Below are 23,218 nucleotides of genomic sequence, written 5' to 3' on the forward strand. Positions count from 1 at the left end.
CGAACAAATGAGAACAATCGAGAATGAATCTATACAGGCTGAGGGGGTGCGCATCCTGTGAATATACCCATTCAAATTAATGAGAACAGTGCGGAGCCCTTGTACCATCAAATTGAGAGTCAGCTGCGTTCACTAATAATATCCGGTCAGGTTAAGGAGGGAACGCTATTGCCGTCCATTCGTGAATTTGCAGGTAGTCTTAGCTGCAGTGTAATTACGGTACGAAGAGTGTATCAGGATTTGGAGAATGAAGGGCTTCTTCGTACAAAACAAGGCACGGGTACTTTCGTAGCTGAAGTCGGAATGAAGGAGCGAAATGAGTTCAAGCTGACGGCAGTCAAGGATGCGCTTGTTCAGGCAGCCAAGGTTGGCATCTCCGTTGGCAGTACCAAGGAAGAGCTGACCGCATGGTTTAGCGAGGTGCTCCGTGAGGTCTACGATGGTAAGGAGGAGAAGCAGTCATGACAGAAGCTCCCGTAATAACAATGCAAGAGGTATATAAATCCCGAAAAGAGAAAACGATCGGACCCATTAATATGGAGCTGGCTGAGGGCTATATATATGCCCTTGTCGGACATAACGGATCAGGCAAGAGCACGCTGCTGAATATGCTGCAGAAGATTGTCATGCCTGATTCGGGAAGGATTCTCTGGTACGGAAGTGAAGTGGAAGGCGAGCTCCCACCAGAGCTTCGGGAGAAGATCAGTTCGGTAACAGAGAAATCCATTCTGGATGAAGATCATATGACGGCGATGGAAGCGGCTGAATTTCGGGCCTATTGGTATCCCAATTGGAATCAGGGCTTGTTTGAAGAGCTGCTGAGTAAGTTCGAGGTTCCTCTCAAGTCGAAACTGAAGAAGATGTCGAAGGGGGAGCGCAGGAAGTATGAAATCGCAGCAGCGCTGGCAGCACAGCCTAGGCTGCTCATTCTGGATGAACCTTCTTCAGGACTCGATCCCTTCTCTTGGAAGCAGATGATAACAGAACTCCAGCGTTATATGGATCTAGGGAATACGACCGTCATCATTGCAACTCACATCCTTGACGAAATCCGGCGGCTTGCTGACTATATTATCCTCATGCATCGAGGGCACACCCTCGGGATGGTGGAGAAAGATCTGCTTCTAGACAGCTGGAGAGAAATTTGGTACGAGGGCGATATCAAGCCGGCGCATCTGCCGGGGATCGTGGATTGGTCAGAGGAAACCGGGAGTATCCGGCGAATTGTAACAACACATACGAGAGACGTCATGGAGATTCTATCCGAGTCTGGCATAACGCCAGTGAAGGCCCGAATTCTAGAGCTGGATGAGATATTGGCTTATTGGATTGAAGGATACGGTCCGGCAGGCTGGGAGACGAAAAAGGGGGAGAAGATACGATGAATCGATTAGAACTGAGCCAAGTAATGAAGCAGTATGGAGACAAGACGGCGGTTAACGGCGTAACACTTAAAGTAGGCGAAGGAGAAATATACGGCCTGCTTGGCGCCAATGGTGCGGGGAAGACAACAACGATGCGCATGGTGCTGGGGCTAATCTACCCGGACGGCGGAGAGATTTTGTACAACGGGAAAAAATACAGTCCTGAATTGCAGCATATGATGGGTTATCTGCCCGAAGAGCGCGGAATGTATCCAAAGGTCAAGGTCAGTGAGCAGATTAACTATCTGGGCAGGCTGCGCGGTATGAATGCGAAGGACGCGGATCAGAGCCTGCGATACTGGCTGGAGCGGTTCGAAGTCCCCGAGTACTACGATAAACGGATCGAAGAGCTGTCCAAGGGGAATCAGCAGAAGATGGGCTTTATCGCTGCTGTCGTGCATAATCCGCAAATATTGATCCTCGATGAAGCGTTCAGTGGACTCGATCCGGTTAACGTTGAGCTGCTCAAAGCGACGGTCAAGGAGCTTCGAGATCAAGGCACCTCGATTCTGTTCTCAACTCACCGGATGGAGCATGTGGAGGAGCTGTGTAAGAATATAACGATTCTCCATCGTTCGAATACGGTCGTGCAGGGGAATATACAGGAGGTCAAATCACGGTATCCGCGCGAGCATGTACGTCTTGTAACAACCGATAGATTGAATGGACTTGAGAAGATTGCAGGTGTCACTCGTGTAGAAGCGATGGATAAAGGATATCTGATCACAATCTCTTCTCTGGATGCGGCTCAGCTGATTCTGCAAAAAGCACTCCAGGAATCGACGGTCGAGCATTTTGAGATCAAAGAACCTACGCTTAACCAAATCTTTATCAAGGAGGTAGGAACCGGACATGAATAAACTCGGGACGATTATTGGTTTTACTTACAAGCAGAAGGCCAAGACGAAGGCATTCAAAATAACGACATTGGTTCTGGCTATACTGATGACCATCGGCATGAATATTCCTTATGTAATCGATATGTTTGCAGGCAATGACGGAGAGAGTGGTGGTAATGCTCCCGCCGATATCCCGGCTATTGGGCTTGTTGTAGGTGAGCAGCAGGAGTCCGCTCAGGCGCTTGAGGAGTTTGTAGCAAGTCAGCAGGTTCCGGCTCTCCGCTTCATATCCTATGAGCAAGCGGATGCACCAGAGCTGAAGACGGACCTGGCAGATGAAGTAATCGAGGGATATGTTGAGCTGCATGCTGCAGGAGACGGTACAACACCAATGGCTACCTATTATGCAGAGGATGCGAATCCGTCCCCGGCAGTAATGACAACTATTCAAACCGGACTGCAAAATGCAAAGATCAAATCGATCGTACAAGATGCGCTTAGTCCTGAGCAGATTGAGGCGATCAGCGTACCGGCTGTCGTTGATGTTCAGGAGGTAAGCGTGGAACAGGATGCTGCTGGTGCGGGAGCAGATGCAGAGAGTGCAGCTGTTGATTATGTTTTTGTGTATGTTCTTATGATTTTGTTCTTCTTCTCCATTATTATGACCGGGAATATGATTGCATCTGAAATTACGGCAGAGAAGAGCTCGCGGATTATGGAAATTCTCATTACGAGCGTATCGCCGCTGACTCAAATGTTTGGCAAGATCATCGGGATCTTCCTGCTCAGCCTGACGCAGATCGGAATCTTTGGGCTTGTGATCTTCGGAAACCTGATGCTGCCGCACAATATCGAGCTGCTTCGCAGTATTGATATCGACTTGTCTACCATGAATCTGGATGTACTGATCTATGGATTCTTATTCTATATCCTGGGCTTCTTCCTGTATGCGGTTCTGTTCGCGGCCATTGGTTCCATTGTCAGCCGTACCGAAGAGCTGGGTCAGGCGCTGACTCCAATGACGATGCTGTCCTTAGTTGCTTTTTATATCGGAATCTTCAGCCTTAGTACGCCGAACAGCCTGCTCGTGCAAATCTCAAGCTTCGTTCCGTTTACTTCTCCAACGGTGATGATTCTTCGTATCGGTATGGGAGAAATTGCGGTATGGGAAATCTGGGTGTCGCTCATCCTGTTGGTTGCGTCGATTCTGGTGTTCGGCTGGTTGTCGGCTAAGATCTATCGCACAGGGGTGCTGATGTATGGCAAACGCCCAAGCATCAAGGAGCTTAGAAAAGCGATGAAGGCATATAAGATTTAACAGGATTAAAAGGTATTTATTTATTAATTAATTTCAAACTAGAAAAGGATGATGGCAAGTTGGAACAATTTTTGCAACAGCTGCAAGATTCGAGTCCGATATTACAATTCCTGGGGGTTATGCTCGTTGGAATGATCCCCTTTCTCGAAGGATACTTTGCAGTACCTGTAGGGATTGCGGTCGGGTTCCCTGCAGTGATGACGATCGTAGCGGCAATCGTCGGAAACTGGATCTCGGTTATGGTTGTTATCCTGGCTAGTGATCGCGTAAGGCAGTGGCTGCAGAAAAGAAAATCGTCCGAACGTAAACAAGAAAAACACAATAAACGTCTAGAACGCGGGCAGAATCTATTCCAAAAGTACGGTGTTCCCGGAGTGTCGCTACTAGGTCCTTTGTTGATTGGAGACCATATTGCGGCTTTAGTCTGTATCGCATCGGGTGCATCGAAACGATATGTGATGATTTGGCAGACGATTGCCATAGTCGTATGGGCTGTCGGAATGGGGATACTGGTGCTGTTAGGAATAAATGTTATAAAGTAATTCTAAGGAAATCGAAGAGAACCCTTGATTCATTGCAAGCATGGATGTATCGAGGGTTATATATTTAGATATTATTTGACGGATTGTAATATGAAGTGCGACACCTATTTCAAAAAAATATAAAAATGGCCCACGGACTGATTCGTGTAGAATAAAGTCACCACAACCACATTCACACAGGAGAATCAGTCTGTCGTGATGGCACTAAAGAGGGGGGCTCGGAGCAAGCTCCTGACAGTTATGCGGAGTTATTCTAACCGCAGCATTTCTCTCGTAGTGATGTGATACGAGACTCGAAAGGATGCATTTCTGCAGTTTTTTGATGTGTAGAAATTTTCTCATCCGATTTAAACATGCTGATCATACCTCAAAGGAGATTCAAAGGTGGTTCAAATTGTTTGCGTTGTAGGCTGTGCTTATGCAAAAAAAGGAACTGCCAGAGCGGAGAGCTCCAGCGGTTCCTTTCTCATTTCACAATTCATCTGCTAACGCCAATATTGCCGATATTGTCCCGGCGTAATACCTTCCCGGTTTTTGAATTTCCTCATGAAATTCGGCGTATCCTGGTAGTAGCCTACCTCCGCAATTACCTCTCGAAGCGGCTTAAATAAGATGAAGACATTTCGAATTCGCGCATTCCTCTCATTTTATGATTACTGTCCATTATAAGCTTAGAAATTTCAATGAGACGTTCATAGATGATTTCACAAGAAATGAGAATAAGGCGCATATTTTGGGAAGAATTCCGGTCCATTCTCCAATAGACTCGAAGTAGATGGAAATACACTATTGGAGGTAATAAGATGGCCGGATGGGTTGGACTAAAAGATTTATTGATCGCGGAAGTGAAGCAGCGCAGCGATGAGACATGCTTGGTGGATGGATTTTTAGAGCGAATTGAAGCTTCCGGCGACAACCAAACGGAGTTAATGGACATTTATGCGGAACTATGCGCTTTGGAGCCTCAGCAACCCAATCAAGACGAGCCTGATGAACTGGAGGAAATCCGGCGGCTTCGTCCGAACGGTCCCCGTCAACTGGACAAAGAGCTGACCCATGAGCAATGGTCGGACAAGTTCTATGGCGCATGGCTTGGCAGAGCCATTGGCTGCGCGCTGGGAAAACCGCTGGAATGGCCCAATTTCATGGCAGGATCGCATGGCAGAGCGGGTTGGGAGAACGTGCATTTATGGTTCAAGGGAGCAGATGCATATCCGATTAACGGTTATACTCCCGGGCACTCCACGGCAAAGGATGAATACGGGATCGAGCTTGCTTCGTGGGGGTCCGCAAGCACAAGAGAACGTATTTCCTATATGGAGACAGATGATGATATTCGTTACACCGTGCTTGGTTTAATCATGCTGGAAAGAAAAGGACTTGATTGGGATTCATGGGATATTGGCAAGCTCTGGCATGAAGTTTTGTCCTATAATCAAGTCTGTACGGCCGAAACGCAGTCCTATCTGAACTTTGCCCAAGTCACGTATCATTATGGGGAACAAGGCAAGCCGGCGGATTGGAAGCAGAAGAAAGAATGGGTGCGTACGTATTTGAATCCTTACCGCGAGTTTATTGGCGCACAGATTCGTGCAGACGGTTTCGCTTACGGGGCAGCAGGCCAACCGGAGTTAGCGGCCGATTTCGCTTGGCGGGACGCCTCCTTCTCACATGTTCGTAACGGTATTTATGGTGAGATGTTCGTAGCGTCTATGATTGCGGCTGCATTCCTGGAATCGGATCCGGTAAAAATCGTAGAGATTGGACTAAGCGAAATCCCTGCAAACTGCCGTCTGGCCCATGATATTCAGCAAGCTGTAGAAATTGCGCAAAGTACAGAAGACCAGCTCGCCTTAGTTGAGAAGATCTGGGATGCCTTTAATCATTATGATCCTGTGCATACCAATAATAATGCCGCGCTGGTAGCTGCCTCTCTGGTATTTGCAAAGGGTGATTTCAATAAGGCGATAACGACATCGGTATTAGGCGGGTGGGATACGGATTGCAATGGAGCGACGGTAGGTTCAATTATGGGAGCCTCGCTTGGGGCCAAGTCATTGCCAAGCCACTGGGTAGAACCTCTCCATGACACCCTATATTCGGCTGTTATCGGCTTTCACCCGATTGCCATATCGGAGTGTGCTCGAAGAAGTCACGAAGTCTATTTAAAATTGAAGGAGCAGCAGAGAACAAAAAATTAACGCTACGGCGTCTGAATGAGGATGTATCCTTCCTCGTTCAGGCGCTTTTCGATTACAATGGAAGGAAAGTGGAATATGGTCTAAGGATGGTATTGCTTATGATTCTGCACATTACATACGAAGATAATGAACTTCCGATTAATATTTTCAAATGGACGCCAAGCTTTGAGCTGGAGAATCAGCATCATCACCAAAGCTTCGAGATGGGTTTGTGTCTGTCCGGGAGCGGGCGTTTCTATTTTGGCGATACGGTCTACCCCGTAGTCCCGGGCGATATTTTCATTGTGAACATACTGGAAAATCATATTGCGCAATCGGATGAAGGCTTTCCTTGTGAGTTCCTATTCTTTAACTTTGATGCGGGGCTGCTTGCCAAAGAAGAGCCTGAGCTCATGGTACCCTTTCGTTATTACCCGTTTCATTTTCAAAACCGGCTGCACGGCAACACCGACGTTATGGAACGTCTGCGGTCGATGATTAAACAGATTTATGTCGAGAAAAAGCAGCGTGCTCCAGGTTATCGGACGGCGGTCAAAAGCTTGCTGATGTCGATATGCGTGGAGCTTCTTCGAATGTCCAAAGAAGAGATCAGCAATACGACATGGCTGGATGGCATGAGAAATTACGAGCATATCAGACCGGTACTGGAGTATATGGATCAGCATTACCAGAAAGAAATCAACTTGTCTCAATTGGCTTCAATATTTCATATAAGCCAGTCTCATTTATCCCGATTAATCTCGGAGGCAACGGGGAGAAAGTTCAAAAGCTATATGTCCACGCTTCGAATACAACATGCCAAACGATTATTAGCAACGACCGTTATGCCGGTTACCGAGATATGCTATGATTGCGGATTTCAAAGTATGGCCACCTTTTATCGCAATTTTAAACATTTCGTGGATATGTCTCCCGAAGATTATCGACGCATAATGCTAACTAAGTTCTGAAGGTTAGAACAGACAAACAGGCGCAGAAGCATGCTTCTGCGCCTGTTTGTTATCCTTTATAATCATCTGCCTGTCGAGCGAATAAGTATAGTACCCTGCCAAACTCCGGCTGGCAGTGCAATATCAATCGTACCTGGATGCAAACTCCGCAGCTCCAGTGAAACCCCTTCGTCCGTGCAGGCTTCATAATCAAGATCCTCATTCAGTACAACAAGAAGACGCGAACGGTTCGCATTGTGCTTTTGAAGCGTGATAGCAGCAGAACGATATCCTTCAGCAAACTGGATCGCTTTATTCCATATATCGAAACCCCCGGTAATCGTTCCAGGTGTGTAGAGGGAGGTGAACCAGTGTACTACCGGACTGGATAAGCCACTGAAATGGTGCCAGCCTGCACCTGTCCCAGTCTCGATTATAAAGTGCTCCGCTGTGTTATTAGTAAGCTCCACATTGCTCTTCCACGTGTTAAGGGCGGTGCGTGCGACCTGTTCGGCCAGCTCGCTGTAGCCAGTGTTTAATAAGGATTTCCAGATGAACCACTGGTGAGGCATCCAGACACAGCCATTCCAATACCCGTTAGGGTTGTAATAAGCGGCGCTCTGGTCTACAGTAGAGATTCCAACGCTGCTCCAGAGCCGTTCGGAAGATGTAAGATGCCCGATGATCCGGCGCTCTTGCTCCTCTGTTACGACGCCTGCAACCAGGGGCTGGATGCCGTCCAAGCCCATATTGAAGTTCTGGCCGCTTGAATGTCTGAGTATACCTGTCGGCTGACCGTTCTCATTGTGATGTACGTAGCCGAAGTAGCCCGACTCCTCGTCCCATGATTGTTGATGGAGCAGTGCTGTCCACTCCGTAATATCCCCGGTATATAAGTCGATATCTTCATCCAGACCTCCCAGTTCAATGGCACACATCCGGAGGAGCTTGGCAATTCGTATAGCATGGGATGTGCTGACGACAGGGGCTGTGCGGTCTGCAAGCCGGGCCTCGTGGGTATGCTCCTGGGCGGGGTAGTCATCCCAACCGCCGGAGTTATAGAAGTAATCGAAGGGTCGAAGCAGCCCGGAGGGGAGTCTCATAGTGGATCCTATGGAATGACCGGCGTAGTAGTGATAATACTGACGCAGTCGCGGATAGAAGAATGCAAGCAGCTCCCTGGATAAAGTCCGATTCCATATCTCCTGGAACTGATAATGTTGCACAGGCAGGATCGTACCATGGTGCAGGAAGGCTGAATGGCGATCTCCGGGATCGGTAACGTAGGTGTTTAGCACATCGATGGACCGTTCGAGCGAGAAGGAGCTCATGCCAATGCCGATAAAGCCTGAATCCCATGTATATAAGGAATCCCAGAAGTGCCCGGGCGTAAAGTGGCGGATATAGTTACCCCTCACATAGACTGGATAAACTACATTCTGCATGATGGTGGCTACCATAAGCTGCTGGCTCTGCACGTATTCTGAACCTGCCGAATTATGCGGAAGACAGACCGCCGTATCTCGTTGAGACAGGTATATCCTTTCGCATGCTTCCCGGTCCCCGGGGAAGGCATTCAATTGCTGCAGGACCTCTTCTTGCGTACCGCTGCAGACCAAGGCATAAACGGTACGAGATCCTTGAGGCTCCACTTGGACCGGATGGATGTAGATTTCCGTATAATGTCCGAGACGGTTCCCGACAAAGGTCGAGGTGGAGTTTCTTCTGCTATGAATGCGAATGAACTCATCCAAAGGTTCATTCAGGATCTCGCGCAGATGTGCTTTCCCACCCAGCCACTTGATTCCATAGATTTGTTCCGTATGCTCATACTTCAGCAAAACGCTGTGTTCATCCGGCCCTGGCAGCTGATCGGGAACAAGATTCCATTCTGTCTCCTTAAAATACACCTGATCCGCGGCTTGCAGCTCTACAACTGCAAAACCGTCAAGCAGGAGGCGGCCGCCTTCCTTCGCTACAATATGCAGATCATAGACACCCTCTGGCAATTCTCCCCACAATAGCGGAACCAGCAGGAATTCTTCACCGCCGTTAACTTCGATCGTTTGATGATGCTGCAAGCCACATTCATTCCTGATGCACAGCTGCAGGCAAGAACGGCTGTCGATCCCAAGACGGCAGCGAATGAGTAAAGTCGTCTCCTTCATCGCAGCAGGCAAAGTGAAACGATACGTTAAGGCATCATCAGCCTGATAACCGATGAATACTCCGGAGCCTCTGACGAAGCCATGTTCTAGGGCTTCTCCCCGTTTGCCCCCACCTGAAACTAAGCCTTGATTCATCCGTTCCTCTCCAATATGAATGTATGTATAATCCTGCGCATCAACCCACAAGGCCCCATCTGGCAGCTTCACCTCGGCAGGCCGCAATAGGTCATAACCATAAAGCTTGTTGCTCCGGTTGTAGGGATGCAGAGAGGCCATGAGATGAAGGGTCAAGCTTTGAAGCAGATCGGTGCAGTTGACAAACTCACATCGAATTAGGCGGGCTGATTCAGATATCTTCGAGAAGGAGATATCCGCATAGATCAGATTGTTCTCGAGGATTACATGCCGATGGCTGTAGTAGGAATAGTCAGGTGCAGATGCGGTGGGATGGTAGCCGCATTCGTACATGGCATTGGGCAGACAGATCTTACGGCGGTAGATACCCGGTGCTGCAGTAAGATCGAAGCGGAGCCCTTTCTCCTGGTCGGCTATATGTGAAATTCCTGCATAATTTTTGGAGTATGGTCCCCAATCCGGCAATCTCGGATCGTAGCAGTTGACTATTGGTTTCATGCAATCATGCTCCCTTCCATATCAATACCCCCTCAGTGTACTGCAAGGGGGGAGGAAGCACGATTCCTAAAGCTGTCCTAAATCGATACGATTCTGTTACAATGAAACCGGGAGGGGAAGTATAGTGGATGTGTACAAGGAAAAAGTGGAATACTTGACACCATTCTTATCTGCCAGAATCATACGTGTTCAGAAGACGGGGAACCAAGAAATGACCAGATGGAATATCCATAAGGAGACGGAGCTATTGTTGATCCTTCACGGGGGAATGGATATTTATATTGAGCAGACAGGCTACCCGCTCCGTACTGGTGATGTGCTGCTCATTCCCTCGAATATTATGCATCGTTCTCAAAAGCATCATGATGAACATGATCTGATCTATCTTGTGCTCCAGTTTGAGATGAAGCAGGTATTGGACCGCAGCTCCATGATATATATGCCTTATTTCTTCAATCCACTGAACTCGCTTACCTCACTAAATCACGTGATTATGGTGAACTCAACCCTACGCCAAAAAATATCCGATAAGATTCAATTAATTAATGTGGAAGCAGAGAAGAAAGAGGCAGGCTTCGAGCTTGCCATATCGAATAGTATCCGTTCCATCCTGCTTCTGCTGCTTCGTTCTGATCCGAATCTGAATGAGCGGAGGATGGGCCCAATATTGGAACGACTGCTGCCGGCACTAGATTACATAGAAGAACATTTAAACGAGCCCTTGAAAACAAGCGATATAAGTCGTTTATTGAATATGAGCTATTACCATACTGCACACCTCTTTAAGAAGGCAATCGGTATGTCTATGGTTGAATACATGAATTATAAACGTATTAAGCGGGCTGAAATTCTCCTCACCATTCATCATAGGACCGTCTCCCAAGCAGCGTACGAAGTGGGTATCCACAACCTATCCCACTTTAACAGGCTATTCAAGCGATGGAACGATTCAACGCCAAAAGCTTTTCAGTTAGCTATGAGGGGACCTGATGTAGAATCCAGCTCTGAGGAAAGGCGTCCAACCAAGGCTCCTATTGATCCCGCTTTCTAAAAGGTGCTGGTGTGATCTATCAGACTAATCTAATGAATAAGACTGCGGCCCATCGTTGAATAACGGCGAGATGATGGAAGTTCCTGATTTCGGCAAGCCGCCTGAGAACTGGGAAATACTAGACCCTGACAGCTTGGTAGCCTATCGTTTCTAAATAGAATTTTATAAGGAGTTTAATCTACGAAGGAAGCAGTTGAAGAACTGCTTCTTTTTTAGTTTTCTATATTACTTTTGGAGTGTCAAAAGCGATCTGAAGGGGAGCCGCCCCTGTTGTGCAAAAACATCTGCGCAGGAGTGTTTACTTGCTCCGGAGGATACTTCTAGCTGAGGCTATAAAGTTGAAATGGTACAATTCCAGGTTGATGCCAGCCATTGAGAGATATTCTCCATCGAAACATAATGAGGGAGAGCAAGGCTTTAGTAGAAAACGAAGGGAGACTTAACTATGATTACGGATGAACAGTTACAGCATTATGAGGAGCAAGGTTATATTATCTTTGAGGATTTGTTTTCGGATGGAGAGATAGCCAAAGTCCGGAGCATTGTTGACCGCTTAAACGAAGAGTTTGAAAGGAAAATGGAGCAGGTTGGACGGTCAGGTATCAGTGTAGAGAATAAGATCAGCTTTAACATGCATTTAACAGCACAGGATCCCTACATGAACAGTTTCGTCGGGAACGAGAAGATGGTTTCTATCCTAACCGCTCTGTTAGGTCCTAATGTCAAGCTGTATTGGGATCAGTCCGCTTATAAGAAGCAGGAGGCAAACCGTGACTTTCCGTGGCATCAGGACAACGGCTATGGACCGATTGAGCCGGAGCATTACGTAACTTGTTGGCTCGCTCTGGAAGATGCCACGATAGAGAACGGATGTATTTGGATTCATCCCGGAACGCATAAGCTAGGACTGGTGGAGCATCGAGATACAGATGTCGGTAAGCAATGTTATTTCGGTGAGGATCCGGGCATTCCTGTGCCTCTACGCAAAGGCAGTATGGTGGCTTTCCATTCCTTGCTCTTCCATCGGAGCACGCCAAATTGCAGCGAGACGATCCGTAAAGGTTATATTATGCAATACTCCGTTGATGGCGCATTCGATCCAGGGACTGGCAAAGAGTTTGACAACGGTCCTGTCATTGCACGAAACGGCAAGCCGGTACTGACGGTCTAACGGGCTATGAATGCCTTCTCCCGAGTTGTGAGAAGCATAGTGTTGCGTTTCTGTCCGTATGACAGTAAGCGCTCCAATTGGGGTGGTAAATTGCACATTTTAGGAGGTTAGGCAAAAGTGACATCGAATTCTATATGGATGTCATACGAGAAGATGCATCTCTATTCGAAATAGAAGAGGAGATCGAGCAAAGTGAATCAATCGTTACAGCCGGTTACAGGCAAAAGCATACATTACCAATTACAGCTGTCCGTGCTTGTTGCGGCGGAAGCTCCTTATACTTCCTTACAGCTCCGGGATTATTGTTTTCCTTATTGGACCTGCAGCTTTGTCCAGAGAGGAAGGGTCATCACGGAGACCAAGGGTGTACGAAAGGAGCTGCTGCCCGGTTCACTGATGCTCCATCCGCCTAATATTACGTTCTCGGAGTGGACCGATACGCCAGGAACCCATCTCTGGTTCGCCTTTCAGGCAACATTGGCACAGAACTTGGAATTGTTCCATTTGTATCCGGTTCCGCTTACGCTGGAATTTAGTCGTAGTGAGGAATACGTATTACAGTTTTACCGTATGTTGTCGAAGTGGAAGGATAAGATGGACCCTTTCCGGGATCAAGCCGTTTTTGCGGAAACGTCCGGCTTGTTTCATCTGATTCTTCTCGAATGGGAGCGGCAAGGCAGGCCTATACGGGAAGAGGAAGCAATGTCAAGCCAAGATCGGTTCGCAAAAGTAATACATTATATGAAGGAACATCTATCGATCAGGATTAGCAGGGAAAGACTGGCAGAGTTGGTTCATCTGCATCCGGTGTATTTCGATCGGGTGTTTCGGGATACTTACGGAGTTACGCCGATGGACATGCTCAAATCGCTGCGACTTCGTCTGGCAAAGGAGAAGCTGGAGAGCACCTCCGATACATTGGAAGTGATAGCCGGTGAATGTGGCCTCGGCAGCTCCGCCTACTTCATTCGAATCTTTAAACAGGCAGAGGGGATGACCCCTGGTGAATATAGGGAACAAACGCAAAGACATGCAAGAAACTATCTCTTCTAGGAGGGGGAGCTAATATGGAAAGCCGGAGGCTGGAATTTTGTGCTGGAAATACGATGAGGCACGAGCTGTACGATAATCTCTTGAAATTGAAAGATAAGCAATATGACGTCCGGGTCAACGGATGTATGGGCCGATGTCGCGAATGCAGAGAGCAACCTTTCGCTCTACTTGACGGACAGGTAATCGCTCTGGAGAAAGGTGAGGCTTGATAACAACTATGCTCGGCAAACAATAAGCAGCGAAAGTTTGAGCTCGCATACCGAAGGAAGCATGGAACAACTGGGCATCACAGCAGTAAGAAGGAACTAATTAAATCCTACCGGCAATTACATCAAAGCAGGCTCTCTATTCTAGAGGGCCTGCTTTGTCGTAATTGCCGAGGTTTTTACGAAAAACGCTAGGTGAATAGCCGTTGCGCTTTTTGAATATTCGGGAGAAATAAAACACGCTGTTAAAGCCACAATCCAAGGCAACCTGCTCGATACTGCGGCTGCTGCTGATGAGCAGCACCTTAGCCTCCTCCAGCCGTTTGGTAATCAAGTCATCCTTGGGGCTTGCTTTAAAAAATTTCTGATATAGCACCCAAAAACGCTCCGGACTGAGATTCACAAGCTTAGCCATCCTCTCCACGTTCCACGGCTCCTGATATTCGGAGTGAACCTGTGCCCGAATCTCAGTAAACTTATATCGCAGCTCCTTCTCCAGGGGCGTATATGATTCCAATTCCTGAGTTAACTTCTTCTGTCTGCCTAATTGAAGGAAAAGGTCCTCGACCAGCAAGGTAATTCGCTCCACCGTGTAGGGCTTGCGGTGAAACAGCTCATGCTCCAGCGCACGTGCGGTCGGCAGCAGCCAGCCGGGGTCGCCTGTAGAAATAATTTCATTGAACGGAACGTCATATTGCTCCGCGAGCAGGGGAACCTGTTCTCCGGATAAGTGAAACCATATGTTACGAAAGCCATCCGTCATTCCAGGTGCCGAGCGGTGATACTCGCCGAAGCTTGGATCATGGAGAAGGCAATCGCCGATTCGGCCCTGTTCCATTCCTTGCGCCGTCCGGGCAACGAAAGGAGTCATAAAACACAAAAGCACGTAAGCATGGAAGCCGGCAGGTCGATCTAAGATGAAATCAGGCTCGTGTGGCGTGTTGATTCCCATGAGAGTAACTTGGATGCTGTTTGACATACTCATCCCCCTATGCCATTTACAATTATCATAAAAGAAAAAGATAAATTGTCAAACGGTTAGTCCATGTGAAGTTAGTAAGAGAAAGCTATAATCAAATTATGAATATATTGATTTGTGTAAAGGATGGTCGGGATATTGAACATGAAGAAAGATTCGCTAACTGGCAAGCACATTGTATTTATTGCCGGAGAGGATGAGTATATGTCTGAAATAACCTTACCGCAGGTAGCAAAGGAGATTTCCGACGGGCATGGGGCGAGGGTGACAGTACTGACTGCCTCTCCTGAACCGAAGGAATCAGCCAATCTACCGGGATTGGAGAAACTGGCTTCAGTGGATTTGATCGTGCTCTACCTACGGTTTCGCGAGCTGCCAGAGGAGCAGTTTCGTCCGTTGCTCGCTTATGTCCAATCTGGCAAGCCTATTTTAGGCTTTCGAACCAGCACGCATAGTTTCCGTTATCCGGAGGGACATCCGCTGGAGGAATGGAATTCTCGCTTCGGGATCGAGGTACTTGGGGCGCCTTGGATTCGCCACTATGGGCATTCATCGAGCACTGACGTCTCGATCTGCCGGGGAGCTGAACATCATCCCATAGTGGAAGGGCTTCCGTCAAGCTTTCACGTTCGGTCTTGGCTGTATCACGTACTGCCCTATCCGCCTGAAGGAGCACAGCTGCTCTTGAACGGTCATACAGTGGATCCGGAGCTCAAGGAGCAGACGATCAATGCCCCTCGAATTCAACCTGTAGCTTGGACCCGGAGGAATGCTTGGGGAGGCAATGTATTCATGACCACCCTAGGTCATCCGGAGGAGTTCACCATGCCGGAATTTCGAAGATTAATCAACAATGCCATTCACTGGCTGCTGAAGGAGGATGAGGGTCGATGATGAAGGCAGCCGAAATCATAGGAGAGAAGCTTGCCGTAATAACGGATAGGGAAAAGCCGGCGCTGCCGGAGGGCTGGGCTTTGGTGAAGATTCATACGGCACCAATGTGCGCTGAATACAAGAGCTTCCTGCAGGGGCATGTAAGCAGCTGCCTGGGGCATGAAGCGGCAGGAGAGGTCGTTGAGACAGCTTCGGGCAGTAACATTGCCGTCGGCAGCAGGGTTGTCGTCATGCCGCAGTATCCTTGCGGACGTTGCCAGCTATGCATCACGGGCGATTTCATCCACTGCGAGCACAGCTTTCCCTATTCCGCACCTACCATGGCCCAATATATTGCGAAGCCCTCCTGGCTGCTGCTTCCCATCCCGGATCAGCTTAGCTATGACGAGGCATCGCTTGCCTGCTGCGCGCTAGGGCCGTCACACGGGGCCTTTTCTACGATGGGAGTGGATGCCTTCTCCACCGTGCTCATTACAGGACTAGGACCAGTAGGGCTTGGTGCCATCGTAACGGCCAAATACCGCGGAGCGAGAGTCATCGCGGTAGAGTCGAACGAATACCGCATCGACCTTGCCAAGCGGCTCGGCGCCGATGAAATTATCGACCCGCGTCAGGAAGATGCGGTGAATCAGATCAAGTCATTGACCGATGGACAAGGTCCGGACTTCGGGTTGGATTGCTCCGGAGCCGTTGCCGCTCACCGTCTGCTAATCGATGCGGTCCGGCGAAAGGGGAGTATTGCATTTGTCGGGGAATGCCACGCAGAGACTCCCATTCGGATCAGCCAGGATCTGCTGCGCAAGGGTATTCGACTGATCGGCTCCTGGCACTATAATCTACGCGAGTACCCTCAGCTCATCAAGCTGATTCAAAGCTCCCCCCAAGCGAAGCAGCTCATAACGCATACGTTCCCGATGAGCCGTATTCAAGAGGCCTTCGAGGTATCGGCATCGGGGCGCAGCGGGAAGATCTTACTACATCCATGGGGTGATCGATGATGAGAATTGGGATGAACACGCTTCTATGGACAGAAAACTTTAGAACGGAGGAGCACCAAGGGCTGCTATGGAAGTTGAAGAATTGGGACTTCGATGGGGTCGAGCTGGTCGCTGATGCCATCCCTGCCGCGGAAGCTTCGAGCATCGCTTCTATGCTGAGAGAAGTGGGACTTCAGTGCACGACGATTGCCGCCTTGGATGCGAACGTCGCCGACCCGGCAAGCAAGAATCCGATGCTGCGAAGAGCGGCGGCAGACACGTTAAAGCTAGCTATCCGCAACACGAAGGAGCTCGGAGCGGAGCTGCTCTGTGGACCGCTATTTCAAGGATTAGGTCGCTTCACGGGACGTGGGCCCGAGCCAGAGGAGTGGAACTATGCCGTAGAGACGATTCGCGAGGCAGGGGAATATGCTCAGGATTTGGGCATTCGGCTTGCATTGGAGCCGCTGAATCGGTTTGAAATGTATATGGTGAATACACTGCGGGAAGGAATGAGGTTTTGCCGTGAGGTTGGACTTCCCAACGTAGGCCTGCTGGCGGATACCCACCACGGCAATATTGAGGAATCTGATGTAGAGACATCGTGGCAGGAAGCCGCCGAGTTCATTTATCACGTGCACATCTCCGAGAATCACCGAGGCGTGCCTGGCTCAGGACATGCGGTTCCACCAGCACTGTTCCGGCTGCTGCAGGAGATTGACTATGACGGATGGCTGACCATCGAAGCCTTCAGTCAAACAGTGCCGGGGCTGATCCCTCGGCTTCATATTTGGCGAGCATATTCCGAGCATACCGATGATGCAGCCAGGCTCGGAATTGACTATATTCGTCGCCATCTTAAGGCAGGGGGAACAGATTAATGCCGAATGTCGAACGAAATGGAATTCGTATTCATTATACGCAACGAGGAAAGGGTATCCCGCTCATTCTTCTGATGGGTTTGGGGGCCGACGGATCCTTGTGGGAGCTGCATGCAGCAGAATACGAGAAGCATTATCGGTGCATACGGATTGATAACCGGGGGGCAGGAGGCTCAGATAAGCCAGCAGGACCCTACACTACCGAACAAATGGCCCAGGACACGCTGGCGGTTATGGATCAGCTTGGTATTGCCAAAGCGCATATTGCCGGTATCTCAATGGGCAGTGCCATTGCGCAGCATGTCGCTCTAGAGAGCCCTGAGCGGGTCTTTTCCTTATCCTTGCACTGCTCGTGGATGGCTTGTGATACTTACACGAGACGAATATTCGAAACGTTTCGCTCCGCGTATGACGTTCTGCCTATAGAGGAATTCCAACGCCTGCTGCAGCTGTTTATCTTCACTCCTCAATATCATGAGGACCATTTGGATGATCTCCTCCTGAGGCAGCAAGCGGCTGCAGCCGCTAAAGGACAGATGCCAGTGCACGCCTTCCAGGCCCAGTGCGATGCTTGCCTCGCACACGATACGATGGGAAGGCTAAGGGAAATTCAAGTGCCTGTCTTGCTAACGGTAGGGGACCGGGATATTTTCACACCGCTTTCCCTAACACAATTGATCCAGCAGGAAATCCCTCATGCTGAGTTGGCGGTCTTCCGAGGCAGCGGGCATACCCACCATTGGGATCAGTTGGAGGAGTTCAATCGGCTTACGACAGCATTTCTAATGAAACAGAGGGAGGCTTGAGAAGTATGACCCAACTATCTATCGGCTCCTGGGCGTTCGCCTTCGGACCGTTTGAGCAAAATCCTTGGCCCTTCGAGCGAGTATTGAAATATGCTAAGGAGGCGGGTTATGACGGCATTGAGGTGAACGGCTTCCTTCCTCACCCGGTACCGGAGCTTTACCCAACGCGGCAAATGAGGGCCGAGCTGTTGCAGCTCATCCAGTCTTATGGGTTAGGAGTATCCGCCTATGCCCCCGATTTTCGCATGGTGCCTCCGGCTATCGTAACGAAGGAGTCCTATCTGGAACTGCTGAAGCGACATGTTGAATTTACGAAGGATCTTGGTGCTGACTTGCTTCGTGTGGATACAGTGACCCCGGCTGGTCCGCTAAACGGTCGGGAGTATCAGGAACGCTTTGCACGTTTAATCGATACGTGGCATGCTTCCTCTGAGATCACTGCTGAGGCCGGCCTTCGGCTGGTCTGGGAGTTCGAGCCGGGCTTTTGGCTGAACAAGCCGAGTGAGGTGCTGAGAACGGTTCGAGAGGTACAGCATCCTTCCTTCCAGATCTTGTTTGACACGAGCCATGCCTATATGAGCGGTGTGATAGGTGCTAAACAGGATGGGGAGAGGGAACTGCTGACCGGGGGAGTCCTTGAGTATGCATCTTTGCTTGATGGCCATATCGGGCACTTTCATCTGATTGACTCTGACGGCACACTGCACGGCGAGGAGACTAGCACACACGCCGAATTCGGTGCCGGTTACATCGACTTTCAAGCACTCCTTGCATCCCATTCAGCCACCTTCAACGCACTTTCGTGGTGGTGTGTTGATTTCTGCTTCAATGCGGAGGCGGAAGTGTGGGGAAGAGAAGCCGTTCCCTTCATTAAGCAGCTAGTCAAGGAGGCTGCCACGCAATGATGAGATTTGGCTGTCAAACCTATACTTGGCAAATGACTTATCAAGTCTATAAACATCGGTTTTCCGACATCCTCGACGTCATTGCCGGAACCGGCTTTAAGGGGGTCGAGGCGGAGATCTGCATGCTGGGGGCGTATTATGAGGACCCCGCCCTGCTGTCAGAGGCAATTGAGTCCAGAGGGCTTGAGCTTGCCGCATTAACGCTGGCGGAGCCGTGGCTGGCTGGGAAGGAGAGTGCAGCGGAGCGAGAACAGGCCGACCGCTTAATTCGTTACCTGCAGCATTTTCCCGGTGCCAAGCTGATTACCGTCCAGCTGCCCGGTACAGATCGCAGAGAGCTGGAGGCCAGACAGCAATCGGGGAGCGGGCAGCAGAGGCTGGAATCTGCTGCGCATATCATCCGAATTCCCCGGCAGGGTCTGTATTCCGTACCGCTTCTGACTATGAAGTGTTGTTCCGCGGACTCGATGAGCGGTATGTGGGCTATTGCCCGGATTCGGGTCATATAGCCAGAGGAGGTATGGATGTCCTTGAGGTGATCCGTAGACACCGGAACCGTATTGTCCATGTACATTTCAAGGATTATGACGAGAACACGCGGGAGTGGAGAACCATGGGCCAGGGAACGCTGCCTCATTCGGAGGCAGTTTCGCTTCTTCGTGATGCCGGCTACGAAGGATGGATTATGGTAGAGGAGGAGTCGGCTTACGCGAAGGCGAAGCCTGAAGCGGCCACACGACAGAACGCAGAGTACCTGGAGCTATGCTTTACCGAATTTGCAAAAGGATGAGATATAAGGTTGAGAGATGGGGACTATTGAACCCTGAAAGCTTTGCAGCCTATCGATTCTAAATAGAATTTTATAATGAGGAATTGGGCTTTAATCTACAAGGAAGCAGTTGAAGAACTGCTTCTTTTTTTAGGTCACTATTATACTTTTGGATACTCTCCTTTAATACCAAATCAACAATAACCTGGACAAATTGTGGTCCGGATACGTTGGTTGCCTTGTGGTGCGTACATCCGCTCTTAGCAGTCACTACGAAATCTGAAGTGATTCTGCCGGACGTCTATAAGGTATTTCTTGCTGCGAAGCGGTTTTTGCAATCTTTTTTATTAAGATAATCATATGTCTCTTAAGAAAATGGTATTTAAGCTTCTTGAGCCTACACGTAATATTATTGGAAGATACGTCGGATCAATTTTATTTGTAAGGGACAAGGGTCCATAGAAGAGAAAATATTTATAGGGAACCGAATTATTGAATAATGAAAGGATGAGGAAAGATGAGACAAACGATTATTTTGCGTTCCTCTTGGCAGGTAGTCAACATTGGAGATATTGCTCATACTCCTGGGCTATTAGCGATTTTAGAGAAATATATGCCGCAGACGCAGGTCGTTCTATGGCCCTCTAAAGACTTCACGGTTGAAGTAGAGGATATGATCTGCCGCAGATTTCCCCAATTGAAGGTGGTAAAGGGCACAATCGGAGAGGACGGCAAAGCCTCCAATGAAGAGCTGCAGATGGCGCTTGACGAAAGTTCCTTCCTATTGCACGGCTCCGGTCCTTTGCTGGTGGGGCGAGATGAGGCGGAAGCTTATGTCAAGTTTTACAAGAAGCCTTTTGGGGTATTCGGGATTACTTATGGAGGCTATAACGAAGGTGAATGGTGCCGGGAGATTCATAGCCTGGCCAAGTTTATTTATTTTAGAGATTCTGTATCCCTTCAAAAGGCAATCCAGGATGGTGTTTCTAGTCCGGTTATGAAATTCGGGCCAGATGCGGCATTCGCAGTGGATTTGGAAAATGATGCGAAAGCAGAAGTATTCCTCCGAGAAAACAAGTTGGAGCCAGGAAAGTTTCTTTGTTGTATTTCGAGGCACCGGTATACTCCATATTGGGAGATTAAAGATTGGCCGTATGATGCCGATAAGGATGCTTTCAACCAGCAAATGAAGGAACAGGATAATGCGCCGTTGCGAGAGGCGATCATTCAAGTTGTCAGGAAAACGGGACTGAAGGTACTGCTCTGCCCGGAGGACAAGAGCCAGATGGCATTTGAGAAGGAAATGATTTATGACCTGCTCCCGGAGGATGTTCTTCCTAATGTTGTTTATAAAAGTGAATTTTGGCTGACGGATGAGGCTGTAAGCGTGTACAGACAATCTGCGGGGTTGTTCGGAAGTGAGATGCATTCCCCAATTATGTGTATTGGCAGCGGGATTCCTGCGATCGTATGCCGGTGGGAAGGTCAGACCACTAAGGGCTTTATGTGGAGGGACATCGGGTTGGGTGATTGGTTATTCGATCAAGACCAAGAGGCAGAAATGAGCCGATTGGTGCCAGCTGTTCTAGATATGGCCATTCATAACGAAGCGGCAAAGGAGAAGGCACTGGCAGCCAAGCAAAAAGTAGAGAAATTGTATGTGGAAATGGTGGACACGTTAAAGAATTGTTTGAACGCTTGATTGCAAGATGTGGTGAGGAGCCAAGGGATTTTCATCGATGATTTAACATCATTGAAGATTAGCTGGCTCGTAATAAGACAAGGGGCACCTTTATAGGTGCCCCTTGTCTTATTACTGGTGCCCGTTTAGTCCGTCCCTGTACTCTTGCGGGGTTACACCGTAGTATTTTTTAAACAATTTAATAAGATATGGAGGGTTCTGGTATCCAAGACTGGCACAGATTTGATAAATCCTCTCATTCGTATGTTTGAGGAGCATAGCGGCTTTTTCCATCTTAAGACGAATGATATATTCACTTAAATTTTCCCCTGTCTGACTCTTGAACAACATGGATAGATAGGCCGGATGCATGCCGATATGGTCGGATATGGCTTGTAAGCTGACATCCTCTGACAGTCTGTCATTAATAAACTGCTGAATAAGAAGAATTGTATTACTCTTGGCATTAAGGTTCTCTTTATTCAGATCATCAAAGATCTTAGATGTGACCCGTAGCGCCCAATCCTTTAATTGCCGTATGCTCAGGAACGGTTGACGTGAATAAAAGGGCTCATAATCAATACCAATCAGATCTTCTAGCGGCTTTCCGTTCTGGTGTGCGGTATAGGTAAAGGAGGCTCCCAAATGCAGGAATACCTCTTGCATATGCTCTTGGGAGCCGCTCCAATGCTCCTCCAGCTCTCTTGTAATAGACTCGATCTTGGCAAGAGCAGCCTCACGTTGCCCCATATCCATAATCTGATTCAACGTTGGCGTTTCATATAGGCTTCGCAGTGATTTATAAGGCTTAGTAAAGCCTTTATCGGACATACGTATGAATATATCCCGATCGTTGCCGATGTTGCGTCGCATTATAGTGATGGATTCTTGGTAAAGCGGGGATACATCGTTAGGAAATTGTCCCCAACTGCTCATAACCAGGGAAATATTCCGTTTCAAATACGCTTTAACATTCTCTTGCAGTTGGAGCGCGGTTTGCTCAAACAACGTAGAGCTGGCGTTGCTGTTTACACCAAGCTCGGAAAACTCCGCAGCCTTCTTCTGTTTAAGCTTGGCAACCAAGACCAAATAATTGTGTTGATCGCGACCGGAAAGGAGATCAAAATGCTCTCCAAATGTTTCTTCTGCGATGTTATTAACTGCGTACTCGAACAGTGTAAGGCTCTGTGAATCGGAGGTGGGAAAGCCTTCCTCCAGACGAACGACAAGTATTGATATGGAGTCGTCCTGCTGAAAGGCAAGTCTCAGCAGATTCAGCTTCCCTTCAAGCTCATAAGAATTCCATCGTTTTCCCGCCAGCAAGCTGTCGAGGAACTGAGACCTGAGTACGGGCAGCTGCTCCCTGATGGCAGAAGCCATGCTCTCGACGGAATAGAGTGCCTCCGTCTCCTGACGATAGGCTTCTAGCATGCGGTTGACCGCTTCAAGGATTTCCTCATCGCTGGCAGGCTTCAGCAGATATTCGCTTACCTGAAATGCCATCGCTTGCTTGGCGTATTCGAAGTCAGCATGTCCCGAATGAATGATACATTTGGTCTTTTGGTTCAATTCGCGAATTCGTTCAATCAACTCCAATCCGCTTAACCCCGGCATCCGTATATCGGTCAGAACCACTTCTATAGGAGAGGTGGCCAGAATCTGCAATGCTTCCTTACTGGAATATGCGGTATAAACATGGTGAATATTAAGATCTACCCAAGGCAGCGTTTCAGCTAACGAATCCGCTACCATTCGTTCGTCATCCACAATTAATAATTGAGCCATTATTCA

Annotated in this window: 21 protein-coding genes; 18 read left to right on the forward strand and 3 right to left on the reverse strand. The window is 48.7% G+C overall.

The window, feature by feature from the left end:
• Positions 1–57: 57 nt before the first annotated feature.
• The 7 genes from ACFSVM_RS15485 (at position 58) to ACFSVM_RS15515 (ending at position 7,274) form a co-directional block, all read left to right on the forward strand.
• Complete coding sequence (locus tag ACFSVM_RS15485; protein ID WP_090725686.1) at positions 58–465, forward strand: GntR family transcriptional regulator; 408 nt, start codon at positions 58–60, stop codon at positions 463–465.
• Complete coding sequence (locus ACFSVM_RS15490) at positions 462–1,385, forward strand: ATP-binding cassette domain-containing protein (protein ID WP_090725685.1); 924 nt, start codon at positions 462–464, stop codon at positions 1,383–1,385. Before ACFSVM_RS15485 ends, ACFSVM_RS15490 begins: the two co-directional genes overlap by 4 nt.
• Complete coding sequence (locus ACFSVM_RS15495; RefSeq protein ID WP_076314764.1) at positions 1,382–2,284, forward strand: ABC transporter ATP-binding protein; 903 nt, start codon at positions 1,382–1,384, stop codon at positions 2,282–2,284. The genes ACFSVM_RS15490 and ACFSVM_RS15495 overlap by 4 nt, the downstream gene beginning before the upstream one ends.
• Positions 2,277–3,581 (forward strand): ABC transporter permease, encoded by a 1,305-nt coding sequence (locus ACFSVM_RS15500; protein WP_379263222.1) that lies wholly within the window; start codon positions 2,277–2,279, stop codon positions 3,579–3,581. The genes ACFSVM_RS15495 and ACFSVM_RS15500 overlap by 8 nt, the downstream gene beginning before the upstream one ends.
• Positions 3,582–3,640: 59 nt before the next feature.
• Positions 3,641–4,123, forward strand: a complete 483-nt coding sequence (locus tag ACFSVM_RS15505) for a small multi-drug export protein (RefSeq protein ID WP_379263223.1) — start codon at positions 3,641–3,643, stop codon at positions 4,121–4,123.
• 803 nt (positions 4,124–4,926) lie between these two features.
• Positions 4,927–6,324, forward strand: coding sequence for an ADP-ribosylglycohydrolase family protein (locus tag ACFSVM_RS15510; protein ID WP_379263225.1), 1,398 nt, complete (start codon positions 4,927–4,929; stop codon positions 6,322–6,324).
• A gap of 98 nt (positions 6,325–6,422) precedes the next feature.
• Positions 6,423–7,274, forward strand: a complete 852-nt coding sequence (locus tag ACFSVM_RS15515) for a helix-turn-helix domain-containing protein (RefSeq protein ID WP_379263227.1) — start codon at positions 6,423–6,425, stop codon at positions 7,272–7,274.
• Between the two features lie 62 nt (positions 7,275–7,336).
• On the opposite strand, the gene ACFSVM_RS15520 is transcribed toward ACFSVM_RS15515, so the two are convergent.
• Entirely contained in the window at positions 7,337–10,054 is a 2,718-nt protein-coding gene (locus ACFSVM_RS15520) for an MGH1-like glycoside hydrolase domain-containing protein (RefSeq protein WP_379263229.1), read from the reverse strand.
• A gap of 124 nt (positions 10,055–10,178) precedes the next feature.
• On the opposite strand from ACFSVM_RS15520, the gene ACFSVM_RS15525 reads away from it, so the two are divergent.
• The 4 genes from ACFSVM_RS15525 (at position 10,179) to ACFSVM_RS15540 (ending at position 13,538) form a co-directional block, all read left to right on the forward strand.
• Positions 10,179–11,105, forward strand: a complete 927-nt coding sequence (locus ACFSVM_RS15525) for a helix-turn-helix domain-containing protein (protein ID WP_090725678.1) — start codon at positions 10,179–10,181, stop codon at positions 11,103–11,105.
• 445 nt (positions 11,106–11,550) lie between these two features.
• Complete coding sequence (locus ACFSVM_RS15530) at positions 11,551–12,276, forward strand: phytanoyl-CoA dioxygenase family protein (RefSeq protein WP_076314761.1); 726 nt, start codon at positions 11,551–11,553, stop codon at positions 12,274–12,276.
• Between the two features lie 192 nt (positions 12,277–12,468).
• A complete protein-coding gene (locus tag ACFSVM_RS15535) occupies positions 12,469–13,329 on the forward strand; it encodes a helix-turn-helix domain-containing protein (protein ID WP_090725676.1) in 861 nt (286 codons plus the stop codon).
• Between the two features lie 14 nt (positions 13,330–13,343).
• Positions 13,344–13,538, forward strand: a complete 195-nt coding sequence (locus tag ACFSVM_RS15540) for a DUF1450 domain-containing protein (protein WP_076314759.1) — start codon at positions 13,344–13,346, stop codon at positions 13,536–13,538.
• Positions 13,539–13,674: 136 nt separating this feature from the next.
• On the opposite strand, the gene ACFSVM_RS15545 is transcribed toward ACFSVM_RS15540, so the two are convergent.
• Complete coding sequence (locus ACFSVM_RS15545; protein ID WP_177178763.1) at positions 13,675–14,514, reverse strand: helix-turn-helix transcriptional regulator; 840 nt, start codon at positions 14,512–14,514, stop codon at positions 13,675–13,677.
• 144 nt (positions 14,515–14,658) lie between these two features.
• Here ACFSVM_RS15545 and ACFSVM_RS15550 point away from each other — a divergent pair, with 144 nt between their 5' ends.
• The 7 genes from ACFSVM_RS15550 to ACFSVM_RS15580 all read left to right on the forward strand — a co-directional run bounded on the left by ACFSVM_RS15550 (position 14,659) and on the right by ACFSVM_RS15580 (position 21,448).
• Positions 14,659–15,408, forward strand: a complete 750-nt coding sequence (locus tag ACFSVM_RS15550; protein WP_256209814.1) for a ThuA domain-containing protein — start codon at positions 14,659–14,661, stop codon at positions 15,406–15,408.
• The gene (locus ACFSVM_RS15555; RefSeq protein ID WP_090725672.1) at positions 15,405–16,406 is read left to right on the forward strand and encodes a zinc-dependent alcohol dehydrogenase; all 1,002 of its coding nucleotides are present in this window, start codon (positions 15,405–15,407) and stop codon (positions 16,404–16,406) included. Before ACFSVM_RS15550 ends, ACFSVM_RS15555 begins: the two co-directional genes overlap by 4 nt.
• A complete protein-coding gene (locus tag ACFSVM_RS15560) occupies positions 16,403–17,266 on the forward strand; it encodes a sugar phosphate isomerase/epimerase family protein (protein WP_090725671.1) in 864 nt (287 codons plus the stop codon). The genes ACFSVM_RS15555 and ACFSVM_RS15560 overlap by 4 nt, the downstream gene beginning before the upstream one ends.
• Positions 17,266–18,072 (forward strand): alpha/beta fold hydrolase, encoded by an 807-nt coding sequence (locus tag ACFSVM_RS15565; RefSeq protein WP_076314755.1) that lies wholly within the window; start codon positions 17,266–17,268, stop codon positions 18,070–18,072. The genes ACFSVM_RS15560 and ACFSVM_RS15565 overlap by 1 nt, the downstream gene beginning before the upstream one ends.
• 5 nt (positions 18,073–18,077) lie before the next feature.
• Positions 18,078–18,977, forward strand: coding sequence for a sugar phosphate isomerase/epimerase family protein (locus ACFSVM_RS15570; RefSeq protein ID WP_090725669.1), 900 nt, complete (start codon positions 18,078–18,080; stop codon positions 18,975–18,977).
• A 214-nt stretch (positions 18,978–19,191) separates the two neighbouring features.
• Positions 19,192–19,767, forward strand: a complete 576-nt coding sequence (locus ACFSVM_RS15575) for a sugar phosphate isomerase/epimerase family protein (RefSeq protein WP_177178761.1) — start codon at positions 19,192–19,194, stop codon at positions 19,765–19,767.
• 496 nt (positions 19,768–20,263) lie between these two features.
• Entirely contained in the window at positions 20,264–21,448 is a 1,185-nt protein-coding gene (locus ACFSVM_RS15580; protein WP_090725666.1) for a polysaccharide pyruvyl transferase family protein, read from the forward strand.
• Positions 21,449–21,559: 111 nt separating this feature from the next.
• On the opposite strand, the gene ACFSVM_RS15585 is transcribed toward ACFSVM_RS15580, so the two are convergent.
• The gene (locus tag ACFSVM_RS15585; protein ID WP_090725664.1) at positions 21,560–23,212 is read right to left on the reverse strand and encodes a response regulator; all 1,653 of its coding nucleotides are present in this window, start codon (positions 23,210–23,212) and stop codon (positions 21,560–21,562) included.
• Positions 23,213–23,218 lie beyond the last annotated feature (6 nt).

Origin of the sequence: Paenibacillus shunpengii, assembly GCF_042684905.1 — a bacterium.
Classification (GTDB): domain Bacteria; phylum Bacillota; class Bacilli; order Paenibacillales; family Paenibacillaceae; genus Paenibacillus; species Paenibacillus shunpengii.

Coding starts and splice junctions, on each gene's coding strand:
- ACFSVM_RS15490 (WP_090725685.1), top strand. CDS start 462: ATGACAGAAGCTCCCGTAATAACAATGCAAGAGGTATATAAATCCCGA.
- ACFSVM_RS15495 (WP_076314764.1), top strand. CDS start 1,382: ATGAATCGATTAGAACTGAGCCAAGTAATGAAGCAGTATGGAGACAAG.
- ACFSVM_RS15500 (WP_379263222.1), top strand. CDS start 2,277: ATGAATAAACTCGGGACGATTATTGGTTTTACTTACAAGCAGAAGGCC.
- ACFSVM_RS15510 (WP_379263225.1), top strand. CDS start 4,927: ATGGCCGGATGGGTTGGACTAAAAGATTTATTGATCGCGGAAGTGAAG.
- ACFSVM_RS15515 (WP_379263227.1), top strand. CDS start 6,423: ATGATTCTGCACATTACATACGAAGATAATGAACTTCCGATTAATATT.
- ACFSVM_RS15520 (WP_379263229.1), bottom strand. CDS start 10,054: ATGAAACCAATAGTCAACTGCTACGATCCGAGATTGCCGGATTGGGGA.
- ACFSVM_RS15530 (WP_076314761.1), top strand. CDS start 11,551: ATGATTACGGATGAACAGTTACAGCATTATGAGGAGCAAGGTTATATT.
- ACFSVM_RS15540 (WP_076314759.1), top strand. CDS start 13,344: ATGGAAAGCCGGAGGCTGGAATTTTGTGCTGGAAATACGATGAGGCAC.
- ACFSVM_RS15545 (WP_177178763.1), bottom strand. CDS start 14,514: ATGTCAAACAGCATCCAAGTTACTCTCATGGGAATCAACACGCCACAC.
- ACFSVM_RS15550 (WP_256209814.1), top strand. CDS start 14,659: ATGAAGAAAGATTCGCTAACTGGCAAGCACATTGTATTTATTGCCGGA.
- ACFSVM_RS15555 (WP_090725672.1), top strand. CDS start 15,405: ATGATGAAGGCAGCCGAAATCATAGGAGAGAAGCTTGCCGTAATAACG.
- ACFSVM_RS15560 (WP_090725671.1), top strand. CDS start 16,403: ATGATGAGAATTGGGATGAACACGCTTCTATGGACAGAAAACTTTAGA.
- ACFSVM_RS15565 (WP_076314755.1), top strand. CDS start 17,266: ATGCCGAATGTCGAACGAAATGGAATTCGTATTCATTATACGCAACGA.
- ACFSVM_RS15570 (WP_090725669.1), top strand. CDS start 18,078: ATGACCCAACTATCTATCGGCTCCTGGGCGTTCGCCTTCGGACCGTTT.
- ACFSVM_RS15580 (WP_090725666.1), top strand. CDS start 20,264: ATGAGACAAACGATTATTTTGCGTTCCTCTTGGCAGGTAGTCAACATT.
- ACFSVM_RS15585 (WP_090725664.1), bottom strand. CDS start 23,212: ATGGCTCAATTATTAATTGTGGATGACGAACGAATGGTAGCGGATTCG.